Here is a 23,924-nt window from a genome sequence, read left to right as displayed (position 1 = left end):
ATGAAAAAAGCTCTGTTATCAGTGGCGTTACTTGCCGCTGGCCATGCCTCAAGCCAAGAGACTTGGCAAACTATTCATACTGAACACTTTAACGTGCATTTTAGTACTGAGAATCAACAATGGGCACGCTCTGCTGCTACAGAGCTTGAAATTGTTCGCGATAAGGTATTAAAGCAGCAAAACCGTGCCCTTGATGAAGTGGTCGATGTGCTGGTTTTCGACCCGTTTAATGCTTCTAATGGGTTCGCTTTGCCGGTGACGAATAAGCCTTTAATGGCCTTGTTTACAACGCCTCCGCAATCTGACACCGTGATTTCTAACACCGATAGCTGGCAGCAGTTATTGATTTTGCACGAATATATTCATTTAGTTCACCTTGCTCAACCGACTCGTAGCGATTTGCGCCAAGCTATTCGCGATAGTTGGGATATTTATGATTTAATCGAAAGTGACATGCCGCGCTGGGCTGCAGAAGGATATGCAACCTTACTTGAGTCGAAAATGACAGGCCGAGGCCGTTTATACGATAATCTATCAGAGGCAATACTAGTTGAATTTGCACAGCAGGGTGCATTGCCCCGATATAGCCAGTTAAATAGTACCGAAGGCGGTTTTTTAGCTGGCTCAATGGCTTATTTAATAGGCTCTCGCTTTCTTGCTTGGCTTGAAGAGAATCATTCACCGCAAACCCTTGATGCAGTTTGGACGCGTATGCAAGCAGTTAAATCGCGTGATTTTAATGAAGCCTTCAGCGGTGTATTTGGTAATTCTCCTGAGCGTCTCTATCGTCGTTTTATTGCCGAGTATACCTATAAAGCAATGGCTAAAGAAGTGAGTGAGCAAGCACTTACAAGCAAGCTTTGGTTAGAGCTTGAATTTTATGCTTCGAACCCTGTTTTAAGTTTAGATAACAGTAAGCTTGCCATCGTTGAGCGAAACAAAGATGGTGAAACGCGTTTAGTTATTTACAGTACTGGTGACAATCAACAGGCTGCCGATGATTTTGCAAAGCAGCAACAAGCGTTACTTGATGATGATCCCGTCGATATTGCTGATCAAGCCCCCAGTGTTTTTAAGCGTAAGCAAAAACACGTGCTTCACCAAATTAATAGGCAGGGTATAAAAAACCCGCAGTGGTTAGATGAAAATACACTGTTTTTCACAGCCACAACAACCGTTGCTAAAGGCTCCATTCAAGGTATTTCTGATCTATACCGCTATGATATCGACACAGGAAAAGTGAGCGCATTAACGCATCATGCAGGGCTTCGCCGCTTTAGTATCAGTGATAACGGGCAAACTGTTTATGCTGAGCAAACTAAGCATGGCTTCTCTGAGCTAGTGCGCCTTGACCTCAATACGGGTGTCGCTACGCCTTTATTTGAGAAAAGCCTAGAAACGGTTTATGACTACCCATTACTAAGCCCTAATAAAACTCAACTTGCTTATTTAAAAGCGACATTGAATGCCAATTGGCAGTTGTATATACAAGATGTGAGCTCTCAGCAATCACTTGCTGTGCCTATGCCCGCAGGCTATCAATATGTGTCACAACCTAATTGGCAAGCAGATGGCAAAGGGATTTATTTTGTCGCGGGTAAAAATAAAGCTCTCGATTTGTATCATTATGATCTTAATAGCAATTCACTACGCCAATTAACACAAGGCCAAGAAGCTGTTGCGCACCCAATGGCAATGCATAATGGTGAACTTTTGTATTTATCGATCACTGCACAAGGGCCGAATATCAAGCATTTTGCTGAGCAACCACAAGGATTAGAGGTTGTTGAATTTGCTAAAAGTGCAGCGCCACCGCGAGGACAGGTAACGAGCGAAGTATTACCTGAGGCGAAAATCTACCCGCAAAGCCCAACTGAGCCAATCAATTATGATATATGGCAGCAAAAACCAACCTTTTCGTTGGCATCTCAGTATTATTCGGCTTCATCATCGCTTCTTACCCTTGGCCTGAAAAGTAGTGATTTCTTGAAACAGCTCGATTTACAAGCCGGCTATAGTGCTGATTTACATGACAAAGCACTAGAAGGGATGTTCGCGACCGCTAAGTATTCTGCGTTTGATTTAAAATTTAAAGCGCTGCTATTTGATTACGACCTCGAATCAGCAAAACAGTACCATTCACAAACGTCGCTGAACATAAGTAATACAGGGGCACATTTTGCCATGAGCTACCCGTTGCAGTTTCAGCAGTTCAGTATTACACCGAGTTTGAGCTATAACTACAGTGATTTTAGTAAAGGTGATGATCAATGGTTAAAGTTTGGACTTGAACAAAAATGGCAACATGACAGACAACGATATGGTTTTGCTCAGTCTGTAAGTGCCGAGTGGCTATCCGGTGATGCTGACTCGAATAATTGGCAGGGCTATAACTTTGCCACAGTATTGAGCGGTTATGCCTTTGATATTCCTGTTTATGTTAATTTTGCTCAGCAATATCGCGATGACAGTAACCTTACGCTTGGAGGATATGAGTCAAACTTAATTAATAAAGACACGCAAAGCGGCTTTGTTGTTGCCCCTGAGCTGCCGTTTATTAGCCAATTAGGTAACCGCTATAAAGGCTATGGCGGGGGTATTAGTTACAAAGATTCATTACCTTGGCTTTACTACCAACAGCATCAAGTCGATAACCGAGTTTATGCACAAAGTTACGGGCTAAAATGGCGAGGAGACTTTAGCTTTGGTATGGGGCCTGCAGGTTTGAACGATGTAAACCTTGATTTTGGCGTCGCCCGGGTAGAAGGCGACGACTTTGAAAATGATTTACGGGCTTGGCTAAGCTTCTATTACTCGTTATAGCCTAGTGTTGGTCTTTTAAGGCGAAAAGCTTGGCGTGGTATAGCGCTAGCTTTTCGTCTTTATTTTCTATCTCAATGGCTTTTTCTAGCCATTCTTTACTGCTTTGTTCATTTCCTTGCTGATAACTAATAATCGCTAACTCTATATAGGGTTCAGATAAATAAGGGGCTAATGCAATCGCGTCTTCGAGCTGTTGTTTTGCCTTGTAAAGCTTACCATTGTTACGGGCGTTAATTGCCGTTGCCAGTAACTCGAATGGATCTTGTTCAAGCATCGCTAACTGTGAATTGAGTTGCTCTGCCAAAACCTGATCATTAAGTTGCTCGGCCAGAACTGCGTAATTATGTAGTAAATTCGTATCGCTAAAGCCATACTGCATTGCTGTTTGATAAATATGTTTTGCTCCAGCTAAATCACCCGATTGACGATGTAATACGGCAGCTAGATTATAAAGTGATGCAGCATTTGGGGTGTATTCATTGGCTTTTAATATATAGCTGTAGCTTAAATCGAATTGTTGCAAGGCCAATGCTTTTGCAGCCAAGTTGCTGTAATAACGGCTAATTAAGTCTTTTAACTCAGCTCGGCCAGAGTAAAAACTGCCGCGAGCAGGAAAGTAATCAATGACAGTACCTGGCGGCACCAAGTAATTATCGTCCTCATTTAAAGGGGCGTAGACTTTGGTGCGAAAGTGCCCTGACACATACACTATGTTATTTTGTTTGCTATAAACAGGCTCACTTGAGACCGCTTGAAAGCCCGTTTGAAGTCCTGCTAGTTGAGCATATGCATGGGTCAAAATTGCCAAGCTAATACAGTTACCTTGATGACCTTGAAGAGTCTGCTGGGCATTGAGTGTGGCACTAAAGTAATTAAAATTGGTGAGCTTCTTTTCTAAATAGTGATAAAGGATTTGGTCATCTCTAAAATCACCACCTTGACGTTTGGTAAAATAATCAAGAAAACGTTTTTGCTCATCCGCAGGGAGTGTAAATAGCTCAGGGTCGCTTAGTTCAACTTGGGTAAAATGTGCGGCGTTAAGTAAGCTGCCCACACTAGGCGGTGGCGTAGGTTGTTTCGTACTCTTACATCCAACTAAAAAGGCACTCAAAACAAGTGCATATAAAACTGACTTCATGGCTTTACCCTATTGAGTGCTATTTAATCAATTTACCCAGTTAACTTTGATTATTCAAGTTAGTAATTAATGTCATCAGTTCTAAACAGCCTGTATGGATATCTTGCCAATAGACTGTTGTTTATTTTTTATTCTTAATTGCATTCTAATATTCTCTCATTACAATGCCGCACTCTTTTAAATTGCTTAAAAAACAAATATTTACCTTGATTTTATGGGCGATTTATAAACTGCTAACTTATTAACTAAATTGTAACGAGAGAGGTCTGTTTTGGCGCACTTTTTGCCGATTATTTCATGCTTTATTTTGGCGTTTAGCTTTTATCCGCTTTTAAATAAGATCCGTAAAAATCGCAGTGTGTCGGGCGTTTCGCTGTTAATGATGAGCTTTGGTGTCGCGCAAAGCTTGTATTTCATCACCTTTAACCTGTATTTCCAGCGTTTTTACATGGCCATGCCGTTTGTTGTAACAGGCATGCTAAGTGGTGTGATTCTTTATTACTTTGTTCGTTACAATGCTGCGCGAAAGCAACGTATGCAACTAGCCGGGTTATTAGCCATGTCGGTCGTGCCTTTTAGTTTGTTGCTTAACCCTCATTATGAAACAGCAACGGTGCTGAACTGGCTAACCTATGTGGGTTTAGTGATGAGCTCTATTCGTGTTATGCCGCAAACTTATAAAACCATCAAAAGCGGTAATATTAGTAATTTAAGTGCTCGTTATTTTAGTCTGCAATTTGTTGCAGGTAGCTGCGGCCTCGCTGCCGAGCTTTCAATGGCCACACCGAGCGTGTCTCACATACTGACCTTTGTAATGATTTTACTAACTAATGCCGCTCAATTAGGTTGTATTCAGTATTATAAGTCGCGCCCAGCAATGGCTTAAATTACCTAAAAAACAAAAGGCTGCCAATTGGCAGCCTTTTTTATGTTGTTTTACTTATGCTTCGAGGGCTTTACTAATTAAGCGATCGATATATTGCTTATGCGCTTTTGCTGCGGTGTCTGCACCCCATGGCACGCTCATATCAGCAATTTGATTTAACTGATAAAGCGCGGCAGCTTTGGCTAGGTTGTCGTGCTTACTCGCTTTACCTAAACCAGCAATCGCGATTAGCTGATTCACATATTCAACTTGTAGATTGTGACTTAGAGTATTTGCTTTTTTGCTATCTACAAAAATGCTTGCCGTTAAGTCATTCATAAATTGATTAAGTGAGTACTCGTTGCCATACATTGCACTGTCTGAAATTCGCAGCATTACAGCCGGGTGTAATAACTGAGCCAGTACCAGCTTTTGCATGCCTAAAATCATGCCATGTGGTTTAGGGTCTTCATTTTTACCGTAATGATTAAAACCACGACGTTGCTGTAGCAGGTAGTTATAAAGCGGTTGCATGTTAGCAAGTACATTAGGCGAGAATACTTTGTCGGCTAACACTTGCATTGCATGTTGCTGGCGCTCAAGTGGCACTGGCGTAAATGGTGCGCCATTTTTGTCATCGCCCACCACATTACGTTCTACATAAACACCACCAATTTGACGAGATACTACGCCGGCTTGTGTTCTGTAGCTTCTAAATAAAATGTTCGCGGAGGTAACAAGCTGTTGGTATGACTCACCATTAACAGTGGCTTTGTCTTTAAGCTCAGTAAACAACTTATTGATAAGCTCCATGCGATCATCAGCATAAGCGGCCGGATTAGATGACATATCACCAATCATTACACGTGGGTCGATATGGCGGCCTGGGGCACGCATATCATCAGCATCATTACCAAAAGCTAAAGCATGCTCTGATGAGCGAGCGAGAATTTTTTCAAGGCGCTGCTGCTCAGCGGCTTTATCAGCTAAAGCTTGGCTATAGCCATATTCAATTGCCCAATCATCATAAGGGCCTGGTTTTGTTTGGAAGATATCACCTTGCTGCATGCCAATAGGGGCGATATTTGCTGGGGCATAGTCCATAACTGACCCAGTTACGATACCTTGAGTTTTACTCTTATCGTGAACTTCTTTTTCATCCCACAAGATAGATGATTTCATATTGTGGTTAAGACCAAGGGTATGACCCACTTCGTGTAAAACAAGCTGAGTTAAACCTTGACGTAAAATCTCTTTGTCTTCAATGCTTGCACCTGTGCCTAAGCCTTTTGCAAGTAACATGTTTTCTTGAATGCTGTGACCTAGTGAGCAATGTAATTCTGTGCTGCTTTGGCTAGTTTCAAGCGTGGCTGCACCTTGGGTATATAAGGTGTCGTACATCCAACGGTTTTTCATGAAAACATACTCTAACATGATGTCAGAACCTAAGATTTCACCGGTTAATGGGTTCGCAAGGGCAGGACCATAACCGCCAAATGGTGGGCGTGGTGATGCAGTCCAACGTAATACGTTGTAGTTAATATCGCCTGCATCCCAATCAGCGTCATCAGGTTGTACTTTTACTTCAATGGCGTTTTTAAAGCCCGCTTTTTCAAATGAGCTATTCCACGCGAGCACTGCATCACGAATAGTGTCTCGCCACTCAACTGGCGTGGTATTTTCAATCCACCAAGTAATAGGTTTAACTGGCTCAGAAAGTGCCGCTGTTGGGTCTTTCTTTTGTAAGTCCCAGCGTTTGATTACATCTTCATAAGGTGCCCAATCAGCGGATGTCATATTGTCGAATTCGTTAGTGAAATAACCAATACGCGCGTCATCTTGGCGAGCTTGATAATCATTTTTTGGTAACGCGACAAATGAATGCTGTACTTTAATTGAAACATTACGAGGATCGCTTACGGCGTTTGAACCTCGTACTGTTGGGTTGGCATTAGAAAATACGTAATCAACCACAACATCTAGATTATTTGGATAAGGTCGTTGCTTAACAATTCGTGATTTTTTGTCATCTAATTTACCAAGTTTAAAGCGTTTGCTGGCATTTTTATCTTTTGGGTTCGACCAAGGTGACACTTTATGAAGTGCTTCACTTAAAAATAGCTTATCAACATTAAATGCGATTTTACCATCTTCTTCTTTTTCAATTTTGATACTAGCAAGTACAGCTTCGCTAATATTGGCATCAGCAGAGCGTGCTAGGGCAGAGCTTTCATCAAATTTATAGCGTGGCGTTTTGCTAATAATGTCGATACGGTCAAAATACTTACGAAACTCAATGAGCTTTGTCTCGCGGTATGCCCCTCTGAAGTGACCTGCATCAGTAACACCATCGACCGTGTGAGCAAAATACACAAACGGGGTATCTAGTTGTGATTGGTCGATCACCATTAAGTTGTCGCCCGTTTTCGCATCTTGGTAAATGCTGAAAACACCAGCAAACTCGCTTTTATCTTTGATCATTTCAGCCAGCGTCTTTGGCTTTTTTTCTTCTTTTTTAGCTTCGGCTGCGTGGCCATTCATGGCAAGTGCTAGGCTTAGTGCCAGCGCAATGTTTGTTATTTTCATTGTTAACTCGTTCCTTTAATTATTTCTCAATCAAGTTTAATGAATTAACTCTTTGATAAAAGGTCATTTGTTAACAAGTGTGAAAGTATGGTTGTAAGCTTTTGATATTTCTTTTGTTTTGTTTGTAACAAATTGTTCTTAAGTCATTTTTCTGATTTATATTTTTTATTTAACCGTTTTTGTAACAGTTCCTTACAAATGTCGCATTAATGTTTCTGTCAGCTTTGGTATGATAGAGCCAGTTAAAATATTATAGGTGTAAGTTATGCGCACAAGTTTATTAAAATGGATCTTACCATTTGTTGCATTAATTGTTGGTGTTGCTGGTTTTATGGCAATCAACGCTATTGCTCAAGAGCCTAAAGACAAGGATGTAGTTGATGTGCGTCCTTTGGTGCAGGTTGAGCCAGTAGCAAGCGATGATCATCAAGTGATCATTAACAGTTACGGCGAAGTTAAACCGCTAGAAAGTACTTTGATTGCCTCGCAAGTGGCAGGTGAAGTAACGAGCTGGCATCCAAACTTTGTTGCTGGTGGTATCGTAGCTCGCGGTGAAGTGTTATTCACCATCGAAAAAGATAACTACGAAGCGGCTGTACTACAAGCTGAAGCAGCACTTGCCAGTGCTCAAGCGGCACTGATTGAAGAGCAAGCACAAGCTAAAGTAGCAGAAGATGAAGCAAGACGTTACCCAGAACGTGAGCGCACTGACTTATTCCTACGTAAACCTCAAGTGTTAAGCGCGCAAGCCGCTGTTAAATCAGCGCAAGCTGCATTAAAACGTGCCGAGCGTGACCTTGCTCGCTGCGAAGTGAAAGCACCTTATGATGCACTTGTGATTAGCCGTGAAATAGGTGTCGGTCAATACATTAATGTGGGCAGCCAAGTTGCTGAAATTAATAATATTGAAAGCGCAGAAATCATCGTACCAATCGCTGGCTTCGATAGTGTATTTTTACCAAAACGCTTAAAAGGCGTAAAAGCGACCATTATCAATAAAGGATTAAACAGCTTTACTCGTGAAGCTGAAATTGATCGTGACTTAGGTGTTGTTGATAACGCGACTCGTATGAGCAACCTAGTAGTTCGTGTTGATGACCCATATGGCTTAAAGCACGACGTGCAACCAATTAAATTTGGTGCTTACGTACAAGTTAACTTTGCTGGTGCAACGTTACAAAACATCTACCGTTTACCTCAGTCTTTGGTGAACAACCAAACAGTGTGGATTGTTAACGATGAGAATAAACTTGAACCACGCAAAGTAACCGTAGTGCGTGAAGAAGGTGAGTACTTTTATATTAGTGATGGCCTTGAAGTGAATGACCAGTTGGTTCTTACTTTACCTGAGTATCCTCAAGAGGGTATGGAAGTGAAGATTGCTGGTATGAAAGAAATGACAAGCGATGCAGAAACTGCAGCGGTTGAAAAGCTTTAAGGTAGCATTATGACTGATACAAACACAGAAAAACAGTCTGGCCTTATTGCCTATTTTGCCAATAACTCGGTCGCTGCGAACTTAATGATGGTGTTTATCATCATCATGGGGATTATTAGTTATTTCACTATTCAACGCCAGATGTTCCCGAATGTTGAAATTAACTATATTGAAGTACAGGCCAATTATCCGGGTGCTTCGCCACAGGAAATTGAAGAAAGTATTCTGATCAAAATTGAAGAGTCACTAAAAGACGTTACCGAGATTAAGCGTGGTGTATATCGCTCGTTTCGAAATAGTGGCCGTGCGAGTTTAGAGATCAACACGGACGCAGAACTTACTGATGTTCTCGATAAAGTGAAACTACGTGTAGACAGTATTGCTACTTTCCCTGCGGGAATGGAGCCTGTCACCATCAGCCAGGTTGAATTTCGCCAGGACGTGATCGGTATGACGCTCGTTGGTGATATTCCGCTTACTGAGCTAAAGCCAGTTGCAAACAGAATTGAAGATGAATTACTGCAATTATCAAATGTATCACTTGTACAAAATGATGTACCACTCGATGAAATTGCGATAGAAATCGATCCTGACTCTCTGCGTCAATACAACCTTACACTGAGTGATGTGGCCAGTGCTGTGCGTCGTTACTCTGCTAATATTTCAGCAGGTCAATTACGTACTGACGCAGGTATTATCTCGGTGCGCGTTGAAAACCAATATTATAACGGTGATGAGTTCCGCCAGATCCCAGTAAAAATTGGTGCTAATGGCGCTAAAGTGCTTTTAAACGATATTGCTGTAATCAAAGACCAATTCATTGAAGGTGAGCGTTACTTTAAATTTAATGGTGAAAATGCCGTTTATTTATCAGTAAAAGCAACCAAAGAACAAAATATGATCCCGGTTGCTGATTCGGTTAAAGCGTTTATCGAACAAAAGAATAAAGAGTTACCAGCGGGTCTACGTCTAGAGCCATTAATGGACATGACCTACTACCTTAACGCACGTTTAGACATGATGAAAACCAACCTAATTCAAGGTGCTATCTTGGTTGCCATTATGTTGTCTATCTTTTTACGCTTTAAGCTAGCACTTTGGGTAATGATTGGTTTACCTGTGTGTTTCTTAGGTGCAATGATGATGATGCCATTATTTGGTATCAGTATTAATATCGTGTCGTTATTTGCCTTTATTATGGTACTCGGGATCGTGGTCGACGATGCCATAGTAATAGGAGAGAGCGCCTATACCGAAATTGAGAAAAAAGGCGGTGGTGTTGTGAACGTGGTAAATGGCGCAAAGCGTGTTGCTACCCCGGCAACATTTGGTGTTTTAACAACAATTGCCGTATTCGCACCATTTACATTATCAAGTGGACCAGAGAGCGCATTCTTCTTCGGTATCGCGGTTGTGGTAATTTTGTGCCTAGTATTTAGTTTGATTGAATCGAAACTTATTTTACCCGCTCACATTGCTCATACTAAGTTTCCACCAATTAACCCCAATAGCTGGCGAGCTCGTTTTAACAAACGTTTCTTTAGCTTTGTTAATGGTCCATATAAACGTTTTATTGAGCTTTGTGTAGAGTGGCGTTGGTTTGTTCTATTTGCATTTATCGGTTTATTGATTTTGACGTTTGGCTTAATTTCATCAAACCAAGTGCGAGTGGTGCCAACACCAAAAGTACCTCATGACTTCCCGCAAATTCGCCTAGAAATGAATGAAAATGCATCTGATATACAAACAATCAATGCTATTCGTGACATAGAAGCCATGGTGCAAAAAGTAGATCAAGAGACAGAGCGAGAATTTGGTCAAAAGCTTATTCGCGATATCTTAGTGTTCAACCAAGGTCGTACTGAAGCACAGTTACTTGCTCCGTTGGTAGACGAAGAGTTGCGTCCGTACAACGCGTTTGAATTATCTCGTCGTTGGCGTGAACAAATGCCAAGTATCCCTGGCGTGAAATCACTGCAAATTTACGATGACGTGAATGGTGGTGGTATGGATGGTGAGTTTGGTTATTTACTGTACGGCCCAGATATCGATACCTTAAATGATGCTGGTCGTCGTTTTATCCAACTATTACAACAGCAAAAAGGCTTGTTTGATATTAGTTCGACCATCGATCCGGCGAGCAAAGAAGTACAATTAAGCTTAAAACCTGTGGCATACGATCTAGGTTTAGACCTTGCCAACATTGCTAACCAAGTAGGCGCAAGCTTCTATGGTGGTGAAGCACAACGTGTTATTCGTCGCGGCGAAGAAGTGCGTGTCATGGTTCGTTACCCTAAACTAACCCGTGAAGCGTTTGCATCATTAAAGCATGCCGTGATTACAACGCCAGCCGGCCAAGAGGTGATGCTAGGTGATGTTGTTGAACTGAACGAAAAACCTGGTATTAGCTATATTCGCCGTGAAGGTGGCTATCGTACTGTGTATATCTACGGCAGTATCGATGAAGAAGCGATTGAACCGGGTGAAGTTGTTAAGCAAGTTGATGAGAACTTATTACCGCAGTTAAAAGAAGAATACCCATCAGTTAAAACTGAGCTAGGTGGTTCTATTGAAGAACAACAAGCGCAAGCTAACGAGCAAATCATGTTCTTCATAGGCGGTATGATTTTAGTGTATATCTTGCTTGCAGTGCCGCTTAAAAGCTATTCACAACCTCTTATTGTTATGTCGGTTATTCCATTTAGCTTAACTGGTGCTATTTGGGGGCACTTCTGGTTTGGCTTAGATATTAGCTTGATGTCAGGCTTTGGCTTGATTGCTGCAGCGGGTGTTGTAATTAATGACTCGTTAGTTATGACCGACTTTGTGAACCAAGCACGCCGCGAAGGTATTTCAACTCGCCAAGCGGTTATTGAAGCAGGTTGTGCGCGTTTTAGGGCAATCACCCTGACTTCAATTACAACCTTTGCCGGTGTCTTACCAATTATGTTCGAAACTAGTCTGCAAGCTAAATTTGTAATTCCGATGGCTGTCGCACTTGGTTTTGCGGTTATGTTTGCAACCCTAATCACTTTAGTACTAGTACCTTGTTTGTATATTGTTATGAGTGATATAGGTAATGGCTTCTTGAATATATTCCGTGCAGGCCACAGAGTAGTGACCAGAAGAAATCTAGCAAGAGATTAAAAGTCTCATCAGTTTAAAAGCCAACCAAGCGGTTGGCTTTTTTGTATCTCATGCATTTCTAGTAACTATTTGCTATATAAGATGTTTGGTTACATTCTTTTGTTTGATTTGTGATTCGGTCACGATTATACTCAATCTTGTTTTTGGCAAACTAACTGAAAGGTTAGGACGCAAAGTTTCCGGTCTAAGGTTTTATACTATGATAGCGGGGCCGCTGATAAGCACATAATCTAGTGCTTTGGTTCACTTGCCTCAAACTAAAAGTATTTTTTGTTCGGTTGTTGGATAATACCTATTAGTTGTTCTTAGGGTGATATTTTGTTTATGCATACGTCAATGGCCTCCGGGAAGTGGTTGCCGATTGGTTGCTTGAATCATCATACCCAACTGTTTGTTGGTGATAGGGTGATTGTGACCTTTTATGACATGCAAGGAGAGCTAGTCGATTTATCATTCGAATACCCGATCAGCAGTTCCGATCAGGGTGAGCCTCATAATTGGCCACGTTCTGTTGCTGAGCATATAAACGTGCATATTCCGCTAGTAAAAGCGGGCAAAATGACTGAACAAGGTTTAGTGGTTGCGTACCGTTCAAACCAAATTTATGCCCTTGAAGGCTCGGGCATTACGCATGTGAAAGTGGCGTTTAATTGCATCGCAAAATGTAAAGAGCGAGTGCAAGATAGTCTACAAGATTACGACTATGTATACCCACAAGCATGCAGCGATTACAGTGCGGGTGTTAAAGTTCTACAGCCCAAAACAGGCCATATTTATATGTGTAAACCATGGCCATTTAGCGAGTTTTGTCGTGTTAAAGATTCACACAATCCGCTATTTGAACCGGGTGTAGGAAAAAGCTGGGCTATGGCTTGGCAACAAGTATCGCATTAGCAAGTAGCGCATTAAAAGTTTCCCCCTAAATGCTATTTTAGCATTGCTTAGCCCACTCAATTTGAGTGGGCTTTTTTAATACCAACCCGCAATAATACTTAATCATTTTGAGGGATTAAACCTGCCGCTAACTGCGTTAAAAATTTCTCATTTAGAACAACTAAATAACGAAATTTTTGCCTTGTTATCAACGAGGTTTTATTGCCTCAAAATAGACTACTTAATTAAGCTGATTGGTATAGTTCTGTGGTAAACTGCCAGCAATTCGTTTTTTATTTTGGTTTTTTCTTGTGTCGTCAAATTCGTATTCTTTGTCTTTATTAGCGCACCCTCCTGTTGCAAAAAAACAGCCACACCAATTAACTACTCACCAACTGACGCGCACCGATAATTATTATTGGATGCGTGATGATGAACGTGAAAATACAGATGTATTAGCGCATTTAAATGCTGAAAATGACTATTGCGATAAGCAACTAGCCGACATAAAACCACTTCGTGAGCAGTTATTCAATGAGTTAAAAGGCCGTATTGTAAAAGATGACAACACGGTACCCGTGAAAGATGGCAAATATTGGTATCACTCAGAAGTACGTGGCGATGATGAATATGCACGTCATTATCGCAGCAGTTCAATTGAAGCGCGTGATAAGCAGTTATTGTTAGATGTAAACCAATTAGCCGCTGACTACGAATTTTATGAACTAGGCGAGGTTGCAATTAGCCCTGACGAGCAGCTACTTGCCTATTCTGAAGATACTGAGGGCCGCCGTATTTATACTGTGCGTTTTAAAAATATCGCCAGTGGTGAAATGTTTAGCGATGTTCTCGAAAATACCGAAGGTCAAGTGGTGTGGGCTAATGATAATAAAACAGTTTTTTATGTGAAAAAGGACTTACAAACCCTGTTGGGTTTTCAAGTTTACCGCCATGTTTTAGGTACGCCACAAGCAAATGACGTACTTGTATACGAAGAGCAAGATAAAAGCTTCTTTATGGGACTAGGAAAAAGCCGTGATGAAAGCCTAATTATTATTGATCTTGCGACCACAGAAACAAATGATATGTGGGTGCTTGACGCTAATAACCCAGAGCGTGAATTCAGCGCATTAATGCCACGCGAAGAAGGCCATGAATTTGATGTCGATAAACTGGGTGATACCTTCTATATTGTGACGAACTGGCAAGCGAAAAACTTTCGCTTAATGACTGCAACGCAAAGCACTATTGCCGATAAAACGCGTTGGCAAGAGCATACTCCACATCGTGAAAACGTGTTGTTAGAAGGGGTCGAGATTTTTGATAATTTCCTTATTCTTACAGAACGAGAGCTAGGTCAAACACGTTTTGTGGTGGTCAATCAGCATGCTCAGCGCTTAACGTTAGAGTTTGATGACCCTTGTTATTATGCTGCAATTGCAATGAACCCTGAGCCGAATGTGAGCTCTGCACGTATTTATTATTCAAGCTTAACAACACCGGGCTCTTTGTATGATGTTGATTTAAAAACAGGAAACAAAACCTTATTAAAACAACAGCAAGTGCTTGGGGATTTTAACCCAGAGCATTATCGCTCAGAACGTTTAATGGTTAGAGCAAGAGATGGCGAGCAAGTGCCAGTGTCATTGGTTTACCGTATTGATCAATTTAATAAAAATGGCACGAACCCGCTGTTACAGTATGGCTATGGTGCCTACGGTATTACCATTGATCCTAGCTTTTCAAGTAGCTCATTAAGCTTACTAGACCGTGGCTTTGTTTATGCGATTGCCCATATTCGTGGTGGAGAAATGCTAGGTCGCCATTGGTATGAGCAAGGAAAGAAGCAACATAAGCAAAATAGCTTTAGTGACTTTATTGATGTTACTCGTGCGCTTACTGAGCAAGGCTATGCACATCCGCATAAAGTATTTGCATCGGGCGGTAGTGCTGGTGGTTTGCTAATGGGAGCTGTGGTCAACCAAGCGCCTGAGCTTTATTTAGGGATAGGTTGCCATGTGCCATTTTTAGATGTGTTAACCACTATGCTTGATGAGAGTATTCCACTTACAACGAATGAGTATGACGAGTGGGGGGATCCAAATGACCCGGCGTTTTATGATGTGATTAAAGCCTATTCGCCCTACGATAATATCGAGCCCCAGGCTTATCCTAATATTCTCGTCACCACCGGATTCCATGACTCTCAAGTACAATATTGGGAGCCAATGAAGTGGGTCGCAAAGCTGCGTGAATTTAAAACCGATGACAACATCTTGGTGTTCAAAACCGACATGGATGCAGGTCATGGTGGTGCATCGGGTCGCTTTAAAAGTCTTGAAGAAAAGGCATTAGAAATGGCATTTTTTATTGCTTTATTACCAAATTAAGACTTAGATAAATAAGTGAATAGATGTTATAAGCATAAAACTTAAGTTGTATTTCAAAGGGGTGAGCATGTTTAAAGCCCATGGTGATTGGCGTTATTTTGTTGAGCCGCCGGTGATTTATGTGGAAATTAGTGGCAGCTTTAACAAAGAAGCTGTTGCTTCATTTAGTATCGAAGTTGGTCAAGAAATCATGAAATACCCTGAACATTCAATTCAGTATGCCGTGGTTAATTTGGAGCAATTTGAATTAGCGACTGCTGATAGTATTGAGATTGCAAGGGCTTACTTTCAGGCTGTAAAAGCGCGGGGTTACAAACGTGTTGACTATATTAAAGCAAATATTATTGCTCGCAATTTGTTAGAAACCGTTTGGTCAGGTGTAGAGATGGATATTAATTTTCACCCAGATGCTGAAAGCTTTTTTCAAGCAAGACCCGAGTACGATAATTTAAGAAAGTGGTTAAAGTAATACCTTCTGAATATAAAAAAGCCCTCATTTGAGGGCTTTTTCGTGTCAATTCTGAATATTAATCAAGGTAAGCTTTTAGCATCCAAACAAGTTTCTCTTGTTCTTTGATGTAATCTCCCATTAATGATGCTGTACCTTCGTCGTCTGCATCACCTGCTTGTGCTAAAATTTCACGCTGCATTTGGATAAGCGTGCTGTAACCTGCTAATAGATTTTCTACTGCAGCAGTGCCTTCAGTGATGTTTTTTGCTTCACTAATCTTGCTATCTTCGATGTACTCAGAGAATGCATGTACAGGTGTACCACCTAAAGTTAAAATACGCTCTGCAATTTCATCTACTTTCTCAAGTAGTAAGTTATAAATTTCTTCAAATTTAAGGTGTAATTCAAAAAAGTTACGACCTTTGATATTCCAATGAAAGCCGCGTGCGTTCATATATTGAATTTGGTAGCAGCTTAGTAAAGAGTTTAGTGAATTTACGATGTCTTCACTTTTTGCGCTGTTTAAACCAATTGCATTTACCTGTGACATAGATTGCTCCTTAAAAAACCGTTAAGTGTTAACTTGCTAGTGCTTGACGTTAAGTATTAGTCATCTTGATTAATCTGTAAAATGGTTTAATTCGAACACAGTGATAGGTTTTAACTATCAAAGGTTTGTTTTGTCCATTTATGCACTATCAACATAACTTTGAATTACTTTTATATAGACTTGGGGCAACTGAGCAAAAAATCTACCTTATTTAATAAATATCCAAAAATTAGGCAGAAAGTATGATCTAAAACAAGGTTTGCATCTGCTTACAAACACGCTGATTTAGAATTTGATTTGGGTCAAAAAATCAACGAACCAGAAGCGCATAATGACTTTACCGCATTTAACCAGGAGAAGAAAAATGGACGGTAAAACAGTTAAAGAAAGCAAAGCTGAAATAGTTGTTGTAGTGATTGCATTACTTGCATTTGTTATCGGTTTGGTAGGTCATCTAGCTGGGGCTAGCTTCGCAAACTTTGATACCTTTGGCTACATTGCTGCACCTGTGCCACTGATCTTAGGGATCATCGTTTTAATCTCATATAAAGTGGCTGCAAGTGCTGAAGATTAAAGTATCACTCACTTTGATTTATAAGCTTAATAATGTAATCCATCACTTGGCGTGAGTAGATCATACTGGTGTGACTTAAATGAAACACCTTGTGTTCTGCCATGCCATGGAGCTTAGTTTCATCCATCAACACCGTACCATCAGAGATACTACCTTTGGCAATAAGCGGCATTAGACCTATTGGTAAATCGCCTGCAATACTATAAAGCTTGGCATCAAACGGCCAATCCCCATTCTCAGATAATAAAAACTCCACGCTATTTTTTAATAGCATTTCAAAGCCCTTTTGCTGCATTTGCTTAGCAATATGGCTGCCTTTATGCGGGGTGCCTAAGGTGATCACCTTTTCAACATGGCGGCTTTGAAGAGAATTGGCCTCTAAGTAAGCGCGAGCAACTAAGCCGCCCATAGAATGGCAGACTAAGGCGGTAGGTTTACCACCGATAAAGCGATCAATCTTATCGAAAATTGCCGCTCTATCGGGAGAGAGCGTGTTATAGGTCAAATTGAGTATTTTTAGACCTGACTTTTCAAGGCGCGCGCACAGTGGGCGCATCACAAAGCCCGACATATAAAGTCCGTGTAATACTACAACCTGCCTAATTGCCATCGCATTCCTTACATTAACTGTTGCGGTTTAATTTCGATATTTGCTGTATCTGAGCTAACCCATACTTCGCCATCTTGAACTGTGATGGTGAGCTTAATATTGCGATCGGCTAACTCTGCTAATGCCTGAGTAGCAGCATAATCGAGACTAAAAATACTCAAGTTTTTAAAATCATACAACTTAGGCTGATGTTTTTGCCACCAAATTGCTTGGTTATTTTCACCGTAAGTATACAAAACAACTTGCTTGGCTTTATTGCAGGCTTTTTTCAAGCGCTTTTCGTCAGGTAGTCCAAGCTCAATCCATAATTCAATTTCTTCGCTGTAGTTAATGTGCCAAAGCTCAGGCTCGTCATCTGCGCATAAGCCTTTCGTAAACTCTAAGCCTTCACGAGCATTAAGTGCAAAAGCTAACAAGCGGATCATCAAGCGTTGTTCGGTTTCTGATGGGTGTTGTGCCAGTGTTAAATTGAAATCTTGATAAATGTGGCGGTCCATATCGCTTAGCGATAATTGCGCTTTAATAATGGTTGATTTAAGAGCCATAATTGCTTACTTGAAAAAATTTGCGTCATTATAGCGCAATTAATCTTACCGACACTTAAATATCTCCAGCGAAACTCTAGGTTAATCCTTATTTATTATCACAAGCGGTATTCGTAAACCTAAATTACTTCGGTGACATTTTAGTCACATTTACTTTGCTAACGTCTAAAGTTGATTAACTCGAATTCAATAATTAGGGCTATTTGGGAGGATGAAAGTATGTGCAAGTTATTGAAATCAAGATCATGGTTGATGCCAAGAGGGACGCAATTATGAGAGAACAATTTAGACAGATACTCTGGTCACTTGCATGGCTATTGTTGAGTAGTTTGGCATTTTACTCTTACGCAGTAGAAGAGCCGGGGGCAATAACGGTTATTGTCAAAAATCAGACTACAGATCGACCACTTCCAAACGCACAAGTCATACTTAAGAAACGAGAAACCTCTGCAATACAAACCTTACAAACTGATCTACAAGGGCGTATTGTTGTTGAACAACTCGATCCGGGCCTTTACTCAATAAAGATTACAAAAAGTGGTTTTGCGGCTTTATACGAACCAAGTATTCGCGTTGTAACACGAAAAAATACGAAGGTTGAATTTGACCTTAGAGAACAAGCCATAGAGGTAGTTGAAGTAAGAGCCCAACAAGCTGATACATTTACTTCAGGTTCTAGCACCTATCTCGACAGAGAATCTCTGCGAAGTGCCGTGGGAGGAGGTGCAGATCCACTACTTTCTCTAGATGGATTGCCAGGTGTCGCATCTGACAGTGAATTTGCAAGTTTTAGTGTGCGTGGTCGAGGCCCAAGAGATAATTTACTCTTTGTTGATGATTTTCCTTTTGATAAAGCTATTCACTTTGATGCGACGTTAGGTGAAGAGGAAGATGTAGGAGGCGGTGGTCGCTTTTCTATATTTGCCCCAAATGTAATAAATGGAGCAGAATTTTCCCCCGGCGGGTGGCAAGCAGCTTATGGTGGTCGTGCAGGATCTTTGCTGAAGCTAGAAGTGGCCGATGGTAACCCTAGCCCATCTGCAAGTTTTCGCTACGACCTTGCTGGTTATGAAGTTGGTTATGACGGCCCTATAAATATCACTGATGAAGCAACTATGCTTTTTTCTGCAAGGCGGCTAGATTTTGGTGCCTTGTTTGAAACTATCGAAGAGCTAGATATTGGTGAACCTGTTTTAAGGGATATTATTTTTAAATCAGTGATACCCATTAATCAAAATAACACTTTTGAAGTGTTACTCATGGATACGCATGAGAAATATACTCGTGGCGTTGAGCATGTTTCTGAATCACCTAATTTTGAAGATACTGCATTGCAAAATGCCGAGCAAGATAGTGACCTGTATGGTTTAACATTGACCACGTTGCTTGGTGAAACCGCTGTTTTAACTAATAAAGTTTACTACCGAAAAAGTGATAAATTGAGCTCTGAAGGTGAGGCTTATCCAGATCTTGTGCCCGAGGGAACGCCAGCTTCTGAATACCCTAGTCGAGAAGACATTATTACTATATCTGAAGGTGAAACAGAAATTGGTTGGAGAAGTGATTTTGAGGTAGAAAATCAATTAGGGATGTTGAGCGTCGGTGCCCGAATTACGCAAATTGAACTAGATTACAGCACATTTTTAGATGGTGAATGGAATCGGTTTGTTTATGATAGTGACGATTATAGACCTGACTCACAGCAAAAGTTTATTGTACTAACACCTGAAAGCCTTAATTCAGTCACGTCTTTGAAAGAAGTAAACTATGCAGGCTATATAGAACAAATTTTTGAAATGGGTGATTGGGATTTTGGTACAGGTTTACGATTTGAACGAGATGGGTTTGCTGATGAAAGTTTTATATCACCTCGATTCAGCATTAACTGGATGCCAAGTCAAAAGATAAGGTATTTTGCAACGGCGGGGTTATTTCATCAGTCACCGCGATATTTAGAACTCGCGGCTAACGAGACTAATAATCTTAAAACTGAAAAAATAACCCATACGAGTGTTGGCTTTAAATATTTCCCTAATGCCAACTGGTCATTACTAACGGAAGTTTATTATCAGCAGCTTAGCAACTTAGTGGTTGACCTAGACCGTACCAGTGGAACTTATGCAAATGATGGTGATGGTACTTCATATGGTGCTGATTTTGTGCTTAATGCTACTATTTTCGAAGGTCTTTACGCCAGTGCAACCTATTCTTACAATGATGCGGTCGTAGACCGAAAGGATGGTTTTGGCGACGTAGCTGCTGAATTTAGTCGTGAACATGTTGCCACGTTAGGGCTGACATGGGAGATAAGTGACCGTTGGAAGCTTGCTGGACGATATAAATACCTTTCTGGCAGACCAGATGACATATTTATTGTACATGAAGATGTTTTGGGGCCAGGACAGCCTTTACGTTACTCTAAGGAAATTACAGAGCGTAATGTTGGCCGCAAAGAAGGATCAGGCTCATTGAATGTTCGTGTAGATTACCGACGTGCCTTTGGTCCTATTGATGTTACCGCCTTTCTTGATGTTATAAATGTCACGGCAGCTTCATCAGCTGATGACACTGAGTTTGATTACCGCCGAGGAATTGAAGTCGTTGACGATAGCGAAGCTGAACCGCTGATCGGGTTGCGATTTGATTACGCTTGGTAAGGAATAAAAATGCTAGATGCTTTGAATACTGAGCCGATCAGAGCTTTGATTGTTGAAGATAACCGTGACATTAGTGCGAATATTGCTGCGTATCTAGAAAGGCACAGTTATATCTTGGACTTTGCTTATGACGGTATAAGTGCAATGCAACTAGCGATGAACAACAAGTTTGATGTCATTGTTTTAGACCTAATGCTTCCAGGGATGGATGGCTTACACTTTTGTCAAAAGTTGCGAGCTGAAGCTGACGTTGAAACACCTGTACTTATGCTCACTGCGAGAGACACGCTTGATGATAAACTGAGAGGATTTGCAGTAGGAGCCGACGATTATTTGGTAAAGCCATTCGCATTGCAAGAGTTACATGTGCGCCTGCAAGCTCTTTATAAGCGGAGTCACGGCAATACCAACAAAGTATTGACTGTGTCTGATCTAACGATGAATAAGTCCACCTTGCAAGTATATCGTGCTGGCCAGCTTATTGAGCTTAATCCTGCAAGTATGAAGTTATTGCAGCGGTTAATGGAGGTATCTCCTTCTGTTGTTACACGCGATAGTCTCGAAACTTTATTATGGGCAGATGAGCCTCCTGATGGTGATGCGCTTCGTTCGCACATGTACAAGTTAAGACAGGCAATTGATAAACCATTTGATACGCCATTGATTCATACTGTGCACCGTATCGGCTATCGAATTGCAAAGGACTTCCAATAATGTATCGGCATAGTTTGCACAAACGTGTCGCTATCGCATTTGCAATGTGTGTGGCTGTGCTGAGTATTGCATGGGGTTTTGCTTTCTTTGCTGCAATAAGATTGAGTGAAGATCGAGTGCTAACCCAGCAATTGCAAGTTGCATCAGATAACTACCCTGCCATTACTACAAATCTTAAGGCGTACGATAAAGTAGATAACTTACCTCAATCACTTCAAACGTGGGCGCAAACAAATCCAGCAGTTGGGTTGTATGAATTTGATAGCGAAGAATTACATGTTGCCGTTATTGATACAGGTAATGAGCAGTCACATGGGTTTGTAGTGTTTGATGTCGCGCAGATTGAGGCTTCTTCGTCAGAGGATTGGTGGTTATTATTCATTATTAGCAGCCTTGTAGGAACATTGGGGTTACTAGGCTTTGGGCTTGGAATTGTTGTGATGCGTCGAGCTTTGGCTCCCGTAACTCAACTTGCTAAAGCTGTGGCCGACATTGATCCTGAGCAATTATCAAACGAAGATTACAAGCGTATAGATGCTAACCGATATACAAATGATGAAGTTGGCATGCTCGCAAGTACAATAGAGCAGGCTTTTGAGCGAGTTAGTGCATTCATCGCAAGAGAACGCTATTTTACAGACTCAGCAAGCCATGAATTGCGCACGCCAGTGACAGTCATTACCGGCGCCCTAGAGCTTTTAGAACAAAGCCAATTGACTCCTGCCGATATGAAGGTGATAGATCGTGTAAGGCGGGCAACATACGACATGAATAAAATGATCGAAATGTTTTTGTGTCTTGCTCGTGAAACTGATGATGGCTTGTATGATGAGCAGTTTTTAGTAATGCCACTGGTAAGAAAAGCAGTAGAGCAGCAACGCTATTTGTTAAACGGTAAACTCGTTGGTGTTGAACTTGATGAGCTTGCCAACCCCATAATTTATGGGCATGCACAGGCATTTTCTATTGCGGTTAATAACCTGGTGCGAAATGCGTTTGAGCATACCCTTGCAGGACAGGTACCGATTGCAATTTTGATTAAAGAGCATGAATTATTAATCACCAATCAGTTCAGTGGCGGTGATGCCCAGCATACGGCGACTGAAACAGCTTCTCACGGCTATGGCTTAGGTTTAGGTATTGTGCAACGCTTATGTGAGCGCAATGGTTGGTCATTCTCACTGCATGCAGATACAGCGCATGTAGTCGCTCGTCTTTCGTGGTGATGGAAGGCGTGATTTTATTTTTAAACAATCCTGCTTGATGTAGTAAACTATACCTATCAGCAAAATCCCCATGGCGTTAGCCTTTAAAATAAGAGCTTAATAATTAAATGAGTAGAGCAGGAATACAGTGGTTCCCGGGTCACATGAACAAAGCCCGCAACGAAATTAAAGAAATCATGCCACAGATGGATGTGATCATTGAGGTACTTGATGCCCGTATTCCTTATAGTAGTGAAAACCCAATGGTTACTGCGCTGCGTGGCGATAAGCCGGTGATCAAAATCATGAATAAGGCGGACTTGGCTGATCCTAAGTTAACGCAAGCTTGGAAAGACTACTTTGAGCAGCAAAGTGGTGTGAAAGCGATTGATTTTGGTAATGATAAAGCAGGTGAAGTGCACCGTATTAATGAGCTTTGTAAAAAATTAGTGCCGCATAAAGTGGGTGCCGATAAACAAATTAAAGCCATGATCATGGGTATTCCAAATGTTGGTAAATCAACACTTATTAATACTTTAGCTGGCCGTATTGTGGCAAAAACAGGCAATGAGCCTGCGGTAACAAAAGCGCAGCAACGTATTAAGCTTGACGATGGTATTATGCTTTACGACACGCCGGGTATGTTATGGCCGAAAGTAGAGAACGAAAACTCAGGTTATCGTTTAGGTGCAACCGGTGCAATTCGTGATACCGCTATCGATTATGAAGAAGTGGCAAGTTACACCGCTGAATATTTATTGCATGCATACCCAGAGCTTTTAAAAAGCCGTTATAAAATTGATGAGCTACCAGAGTCTGACTGGGAGTTTGTTGAAATGGCAGGTAAAAAGCGTGGCTGTATCCGCGGTGGTAATCAAATCGATACTTACAAAATGTCTGAAATTCTTATTAATGAATTACGCGATGGCATTATTGGCCGTATTACCATGGAAACCCCGGCTATGCGAGAAGAAGAAGAGCAAATGGTTGCTCAGCTTCGCGCTGCTGCTGAGGCTAAAAAAGCAGCTAAAGAAGAAGAAAAAAAGCAACGCCGAGCGCGTGCGCGTAAAAACCGCCGTTAATAACTCGTCGTTTTGTTTTAGACATAAAAAAAGCCCTATAAGGGCTTTTTTAGTTTCATATCTACCGTCACCGATATGAGCAATGTAGCAAGTAAAATAGTAGGGCGACCACCTGTTGCCAACATCAAGGGGCGTTGCGATTAGCAACAGGCGATCTTAGCTTTATCGTGGGCCACACGTGTTTCAGGGTCGAGAAACAAATCAGTTTATTCCGAACAAGTACTTCGTTGTCTTGTTGATATTGATTATCAATTAGATTTGCATGTCTGTCAACAC

The 23,924-nt window shown here is 41.3% G+C and carries 17 protein-coding genes and 1 riboswitch; of the genes, 12 read left to right on the top strand and 5 right to left on the bottom strand.

Going from position 1 to position 23,924, the window contains the following annotated elements; all coding sequences use genetic code 11:
• Positions 1-2,823 (top strand): TolB family protein, encoded by a 2,823-nt coding sequence (locus QUE86_RS07250; protein WP_286260149.1) that lies wholly within the window; start codon positions 1-3, stop codon positions 2,821-2,823.
• A 1-nt stretch (position 2,824) separates the two neighbouring features.
• Here QUE86_RS07250 and QUE86_RS07245 read toward each other — a convergent pair whose 3' ends face one another.
• Positions 2,825-3,961 carry a tetratricopeptide repeat protein gene (locus tag QUE86_RS07245; protein ID WP_130050201.1) on the bottom strand — a complete coding sequence of 379 codons (1,137 nt, stop codon included), beginning with the start codon at positions 3,959-3,961 and terminating at the stop codon, positions 2,825-2,827.
• A 271-nt stretch (positions 3,962-4,232) separates the two neighbouring features.
• Here QUE86_RS07245 and QUE86_RS07240 point away from each other — a divergent pair, with 271 nt between their 5' ends.
• The gene (locus tag QUE86_RS07240; protein WP_130050202.1) at positions 4,233-4,847 is read left to right on the top strand and encodes a PQ-loop domain-containing transporter; all 615 of its coding nucleotides are present in this window, start codon (positions 4,233-4,235) and stop codon (positions 4,845-4,847) included.
• A gap of 54 nt (positions 4,848-4,901) precedes the next feature.
• On the opposite strand, the gene QUE86_RS07235 is transcribed toward QUE86_RS07240, so the two are convergent.
• On the bottom strand, positions 4,902-7,412 hold the full coding sequence (locus QUE86_RS07235; protein ID WP_178926397.1) for a zinc-dependent metalloprotease: 2,511 nt from the start codon (positions 7,410-7,412) through the stop codon (positions 4,902-4,904).
• Between the two features lie 265 nt (positions 7,413-7,677).
• Here QUE86_RS07235 and QUE86_RS07230 point away from each other — a divergent pair, with 265 nt between their 5' ends.
• The 5 genes from QUE86_RS07230 to QUE86_RS07210 all read left to right on the top strand — a co-directional run bounded on the left by QUE86_RS07230 (position 7,678) and on the right by QUE86_RS07210 (position 15,729).
• Entirely contained in the window at positions 7,678-8,850 is a 1,173-nt protein-coding gene (locus QUE86_RS07230; RefSeq protein WP_130050206.1) for an efflux RND transporter periplasmic adaptor subunit, read from the top strand.
• Positions 8,851-8,859: 9 nt separating this feature from the next.
• Positions 8,860-11,997, top strand: a complete 3,138-nt coding sequence (locus QUE86_RS07225; protein ID WP_286260146.1) for an efflux RND transporter permease subunit — start codon at positions 8,860-8,862, stop codon at positions 11,995-11,997.
• Between the two features lie 135 nt (positions 11,998-12,132).
• Positions 12,133-12,216, top strand: a riboswitch (cyclic di-GMP riboswitch).
• A 105-nt stretch (positions 12,217-12,321) separates the two neighbouring features.
• A complete protein-coding gene (locus tag QUE86_RS07220; RefSeq protein ID WP_250661439.1) occupies positions 12,322-12,891 on the top strand; it encodes a chitin-binding protein in 570 nt (189 codons plus the stop codon).
• Positions 12,892-13,181: 290 nt separating this feature from the next.
• Positions 13,182-15,260, top strand: coding sequence for a S9 family peptidase (locus QUE86_RS07215; RefSeq protein ID WP_286260143.1), 2,079 nt, complete (start codon positions 13,182-13,184; stop codon positions 15,258-15,260).
• Between the two features lie 67 nt (positions 15,261-15,327).
• Positions 15,328-15,729: a hypothetical protein gene (locus QUE86_RS07210; protein ID WP_130050210.1), complete on the top strand. Its 402-nt coding sequence runs from the start codon at positions 15,328-15,330 to the stop codon at positions 15,727-15,729.
• 58 nt (positions 15,730-15,787) lie between these two features.
• Here QUE86_RS07210 and QUE86_RS07205 read toward each other — a convergent pair whose 3' ends face one another.
• A complete protein-coding gene (locus QUE86_RS07205) occupies positions 15,788-16,261 on the bottom strand; it encodes a Dps family protein (protein ID WP_167658259.1) in 474 nt (157 codons plus the stop codon).
• Positions 16,262-16,625: 364 nt separating this feature from the next.
• Between QUE86_RS07205 and QUE86_RS07200 the strand changes: the two genes are divergently transcribed.
• Entirely contained in the window at positions 16,626-16,835 is a 210-nt protein-coding gene (locus QUE86_RS07200; protein WP_054562952.1) for a hypothetical protein, read from the top strand.
• Between the two features lie 4 nt (positions 16,836-16,839).
• Here QUE86_RS07200 and QUE86_RS07195 read toward each other — a convergent pair whose 3' ends face one another.
• A complete protein-coding gene (locus QUE86_RS07195; RefSeq protein ID WP_130050212.1) occupies positions 16,840-17,445 on the bottom strand; it encodes a PGAP1-like alpha/beta domain-containing protein in 606 nt (201 codons plus the stop codon).
• Positions 17,446-17,453: 8 nt separating this feature from the next.
• Complete coding sequence (locus tag QUE86_RS07190) at positions 17,454-17,990, bottom strand: YaeQ family protein (protein ID WP_138558096.1); 537 nt, start codon at positions 17,988-17,990, stop codon at positions 17,454-17,456.
• 272 nt (positions 17,991-18,262) lie between these two features.
• Here QUE86_RS07190 and QUE86_RS07185 point away from each other — a divergent pair, with 272 nt between their 5' ends.
• The 4 genes from QUE86_RS07185 to ylqF all read left to right on the top strand — a co-directional run bounded on the left by QUE86_RS07185 (position 18,263) and on the right by ylqF (position 23,648).
• Positions 18,263-20,647, top strand: coding sequence for a TonB-dependent receptor (locus QUE86_RS07185; protein WP_286260134.1), 2,385 nt, complete (start codon positions 18,263-18,265; stop codon positions 20,645-20,647).
• A gap of 9 nt (positions 20,648-20,656) precedes the next feature.
• Positions 20,657-21,361: a response regulator transcription factor gene (locus QUE86_RS07180; RefSeq protein WP_434784471.1), complete on the top strand. Its 705-nt coding sequence runs from the start codon at positions 20,657-20,659 to the stop codon at positions 21,359-21,361.
• Positions 21,361-22,587, top strand: coding sequence for a sensor histidine kinase (locus tag QUE86_RS07175; protein ID WP_233786769.1), 1,227 nt, complete (start codon positions 21,361-21,363; stop codon positions 22,585-22,587). Before QUE86_RS07180 ends, QUE86_RS07175 begins: the two co-directional genes overlap by 1 nt.
• Positions 22,588-22,694: 107 nt before the next feature.
• Entirely contained in the window at positions 22,695-23,648 is a 954-nt protein-coding gene (ylqF, locus tag QUE86_RS07170; protein ID WP_138558098.1) for a ribosome biogenesis GTPase YlqF, read from the top strand.
• Positions 23,649-23,924 lie beyond the last annotated feature (276 nt).

The organism is Pseudoalteromonas apostichopi, assembly GCF_030297135.1.
In the GTDB taxonomy this organism is placed as follows: Bacteria; Pseudomonadota; Gammaproteobacteria; order Enterobacterales; family Alteromonadaceae; genus Pseudoalteromonas; species Pseudoalteromonas apostichopi.
Note: the sequence above shows the minus strand (reverse complement) of the source record. Positions and strands in the feature narration are given on the sequence as shown.

What these genes read in the sequence shown, in the direction of transcription:
- QUE86_RS07250 (WP_286260149.1), top strand. Translation starts at nt 1, where the DNA reads ATGAAAAAAGCTCTGTTATCAGTGGCGTTACTTGCCGCTGGCCATGCC.
- QUE86_RS07245 (WP_130050201.1), bottom strand. Translation starts at nt 3,961, where the DNA reads ATGAAGTCAGTTTTATATGCACTTGTTTTGAGTGCCTTTTTAGTTGGA.
- QUE86_RS07235 (WP_178926397.1), bottom strand. Translation starts at nt 7,412, where the DNA reads ATGAAAATAACAAACATTGCGCTGGCACTAAGCCTAGCACTTGCCATG.
- QUE86_RS07230 (WP_130050206.1), top strand. Translation starts at nt 7,678, where the DNA reads ATGCGCACAAGTTTATTAAAATGGATCTTACCATTTGTTGCATTAATT.
- QUE86_RS07225 (WP_286260146.1), top strand. Translation starts at nt 8,860, where the DNA reads ATGACTGATACAAACACAGAAAAACAGTCTGGCCTTATTGCCTATTTT.
- QUE86_RS07220 (WP_250661439.1), top strand. Translation starts at nt 12,322, where the DNA reads ATGCATACGTCAATGGCCTCCGGGAAGTGGTTGCCGATTGGTTGCTTG.
- QUE86_RS07210 (WP_130050210.1), top strand. Translation starts at nt 15,328, where the DNA reads ATGTTTAAAGCCCATGGTGATTGGCGTTATTTTGTTGAGCCGCCGGTG.
- QUE86_RS07205 (WP_167658259.1), bottom strand. Translation starts at nt 16,261, where the DNA reads ATGTCACAGGTAAATGCAATTGGTTTAAACAGCGCAAAAAGTGAAGAC.
- QUE86_RS07200 (WP_054562952.1), top strand. Translation starts at nt 16,626, where the DNA reads ATGGACGGTAAAACAGTTAAAGAAAGCAAAGCTGAAATAGTTGTTGTA.
- QUE86_RS07195 (WP_130050212.1), bottom strand. Translation starts at nt 17,445, where the DNA reads ATGGCAATTAGGCAGGTTGTAGTATTACACGGACTTTATATGTCGGGC.
- QUE86_RS07190 (WP_138558096.1), bottom strand. Translation starts at nt 17,990, where the DNA reads ATGGCTCTTAAATCAACCATTATTAAAGCGCAATTATCGCTAAGCGAT.
- QUE86_RS07185 (WP_286260134.1), top strand. Translation starts at nt 18,263, where the DNA reads ATGAGAGAACAATTTAGACAGATACTCTGGTCACTTGCATGGCTATTG.
- QUE86_RS07180 (WP_434784471.1), top strand. Translation starts at nt 20,657, where the DNA reads ATGCTAGATGCTTTGAATACTGAGCCGATCAGAGCTTTGATTGTTGAA.
- QUE86_RS07175 (WP_233786769.1), top strand. Translation starts at nt 21,361, where the DNA reads ATGTATCGGCATAGTTTGCACAAACGTGTCGCTATCGCATTTGCAATG.
- ylqF (WP_138558098.1), top strand. Translation starts at nt 22,695, where the DNA reads ATGAGTAGAGCAGGAATACAGTGGTTCCCGGGTCACATGAACAAAGCC.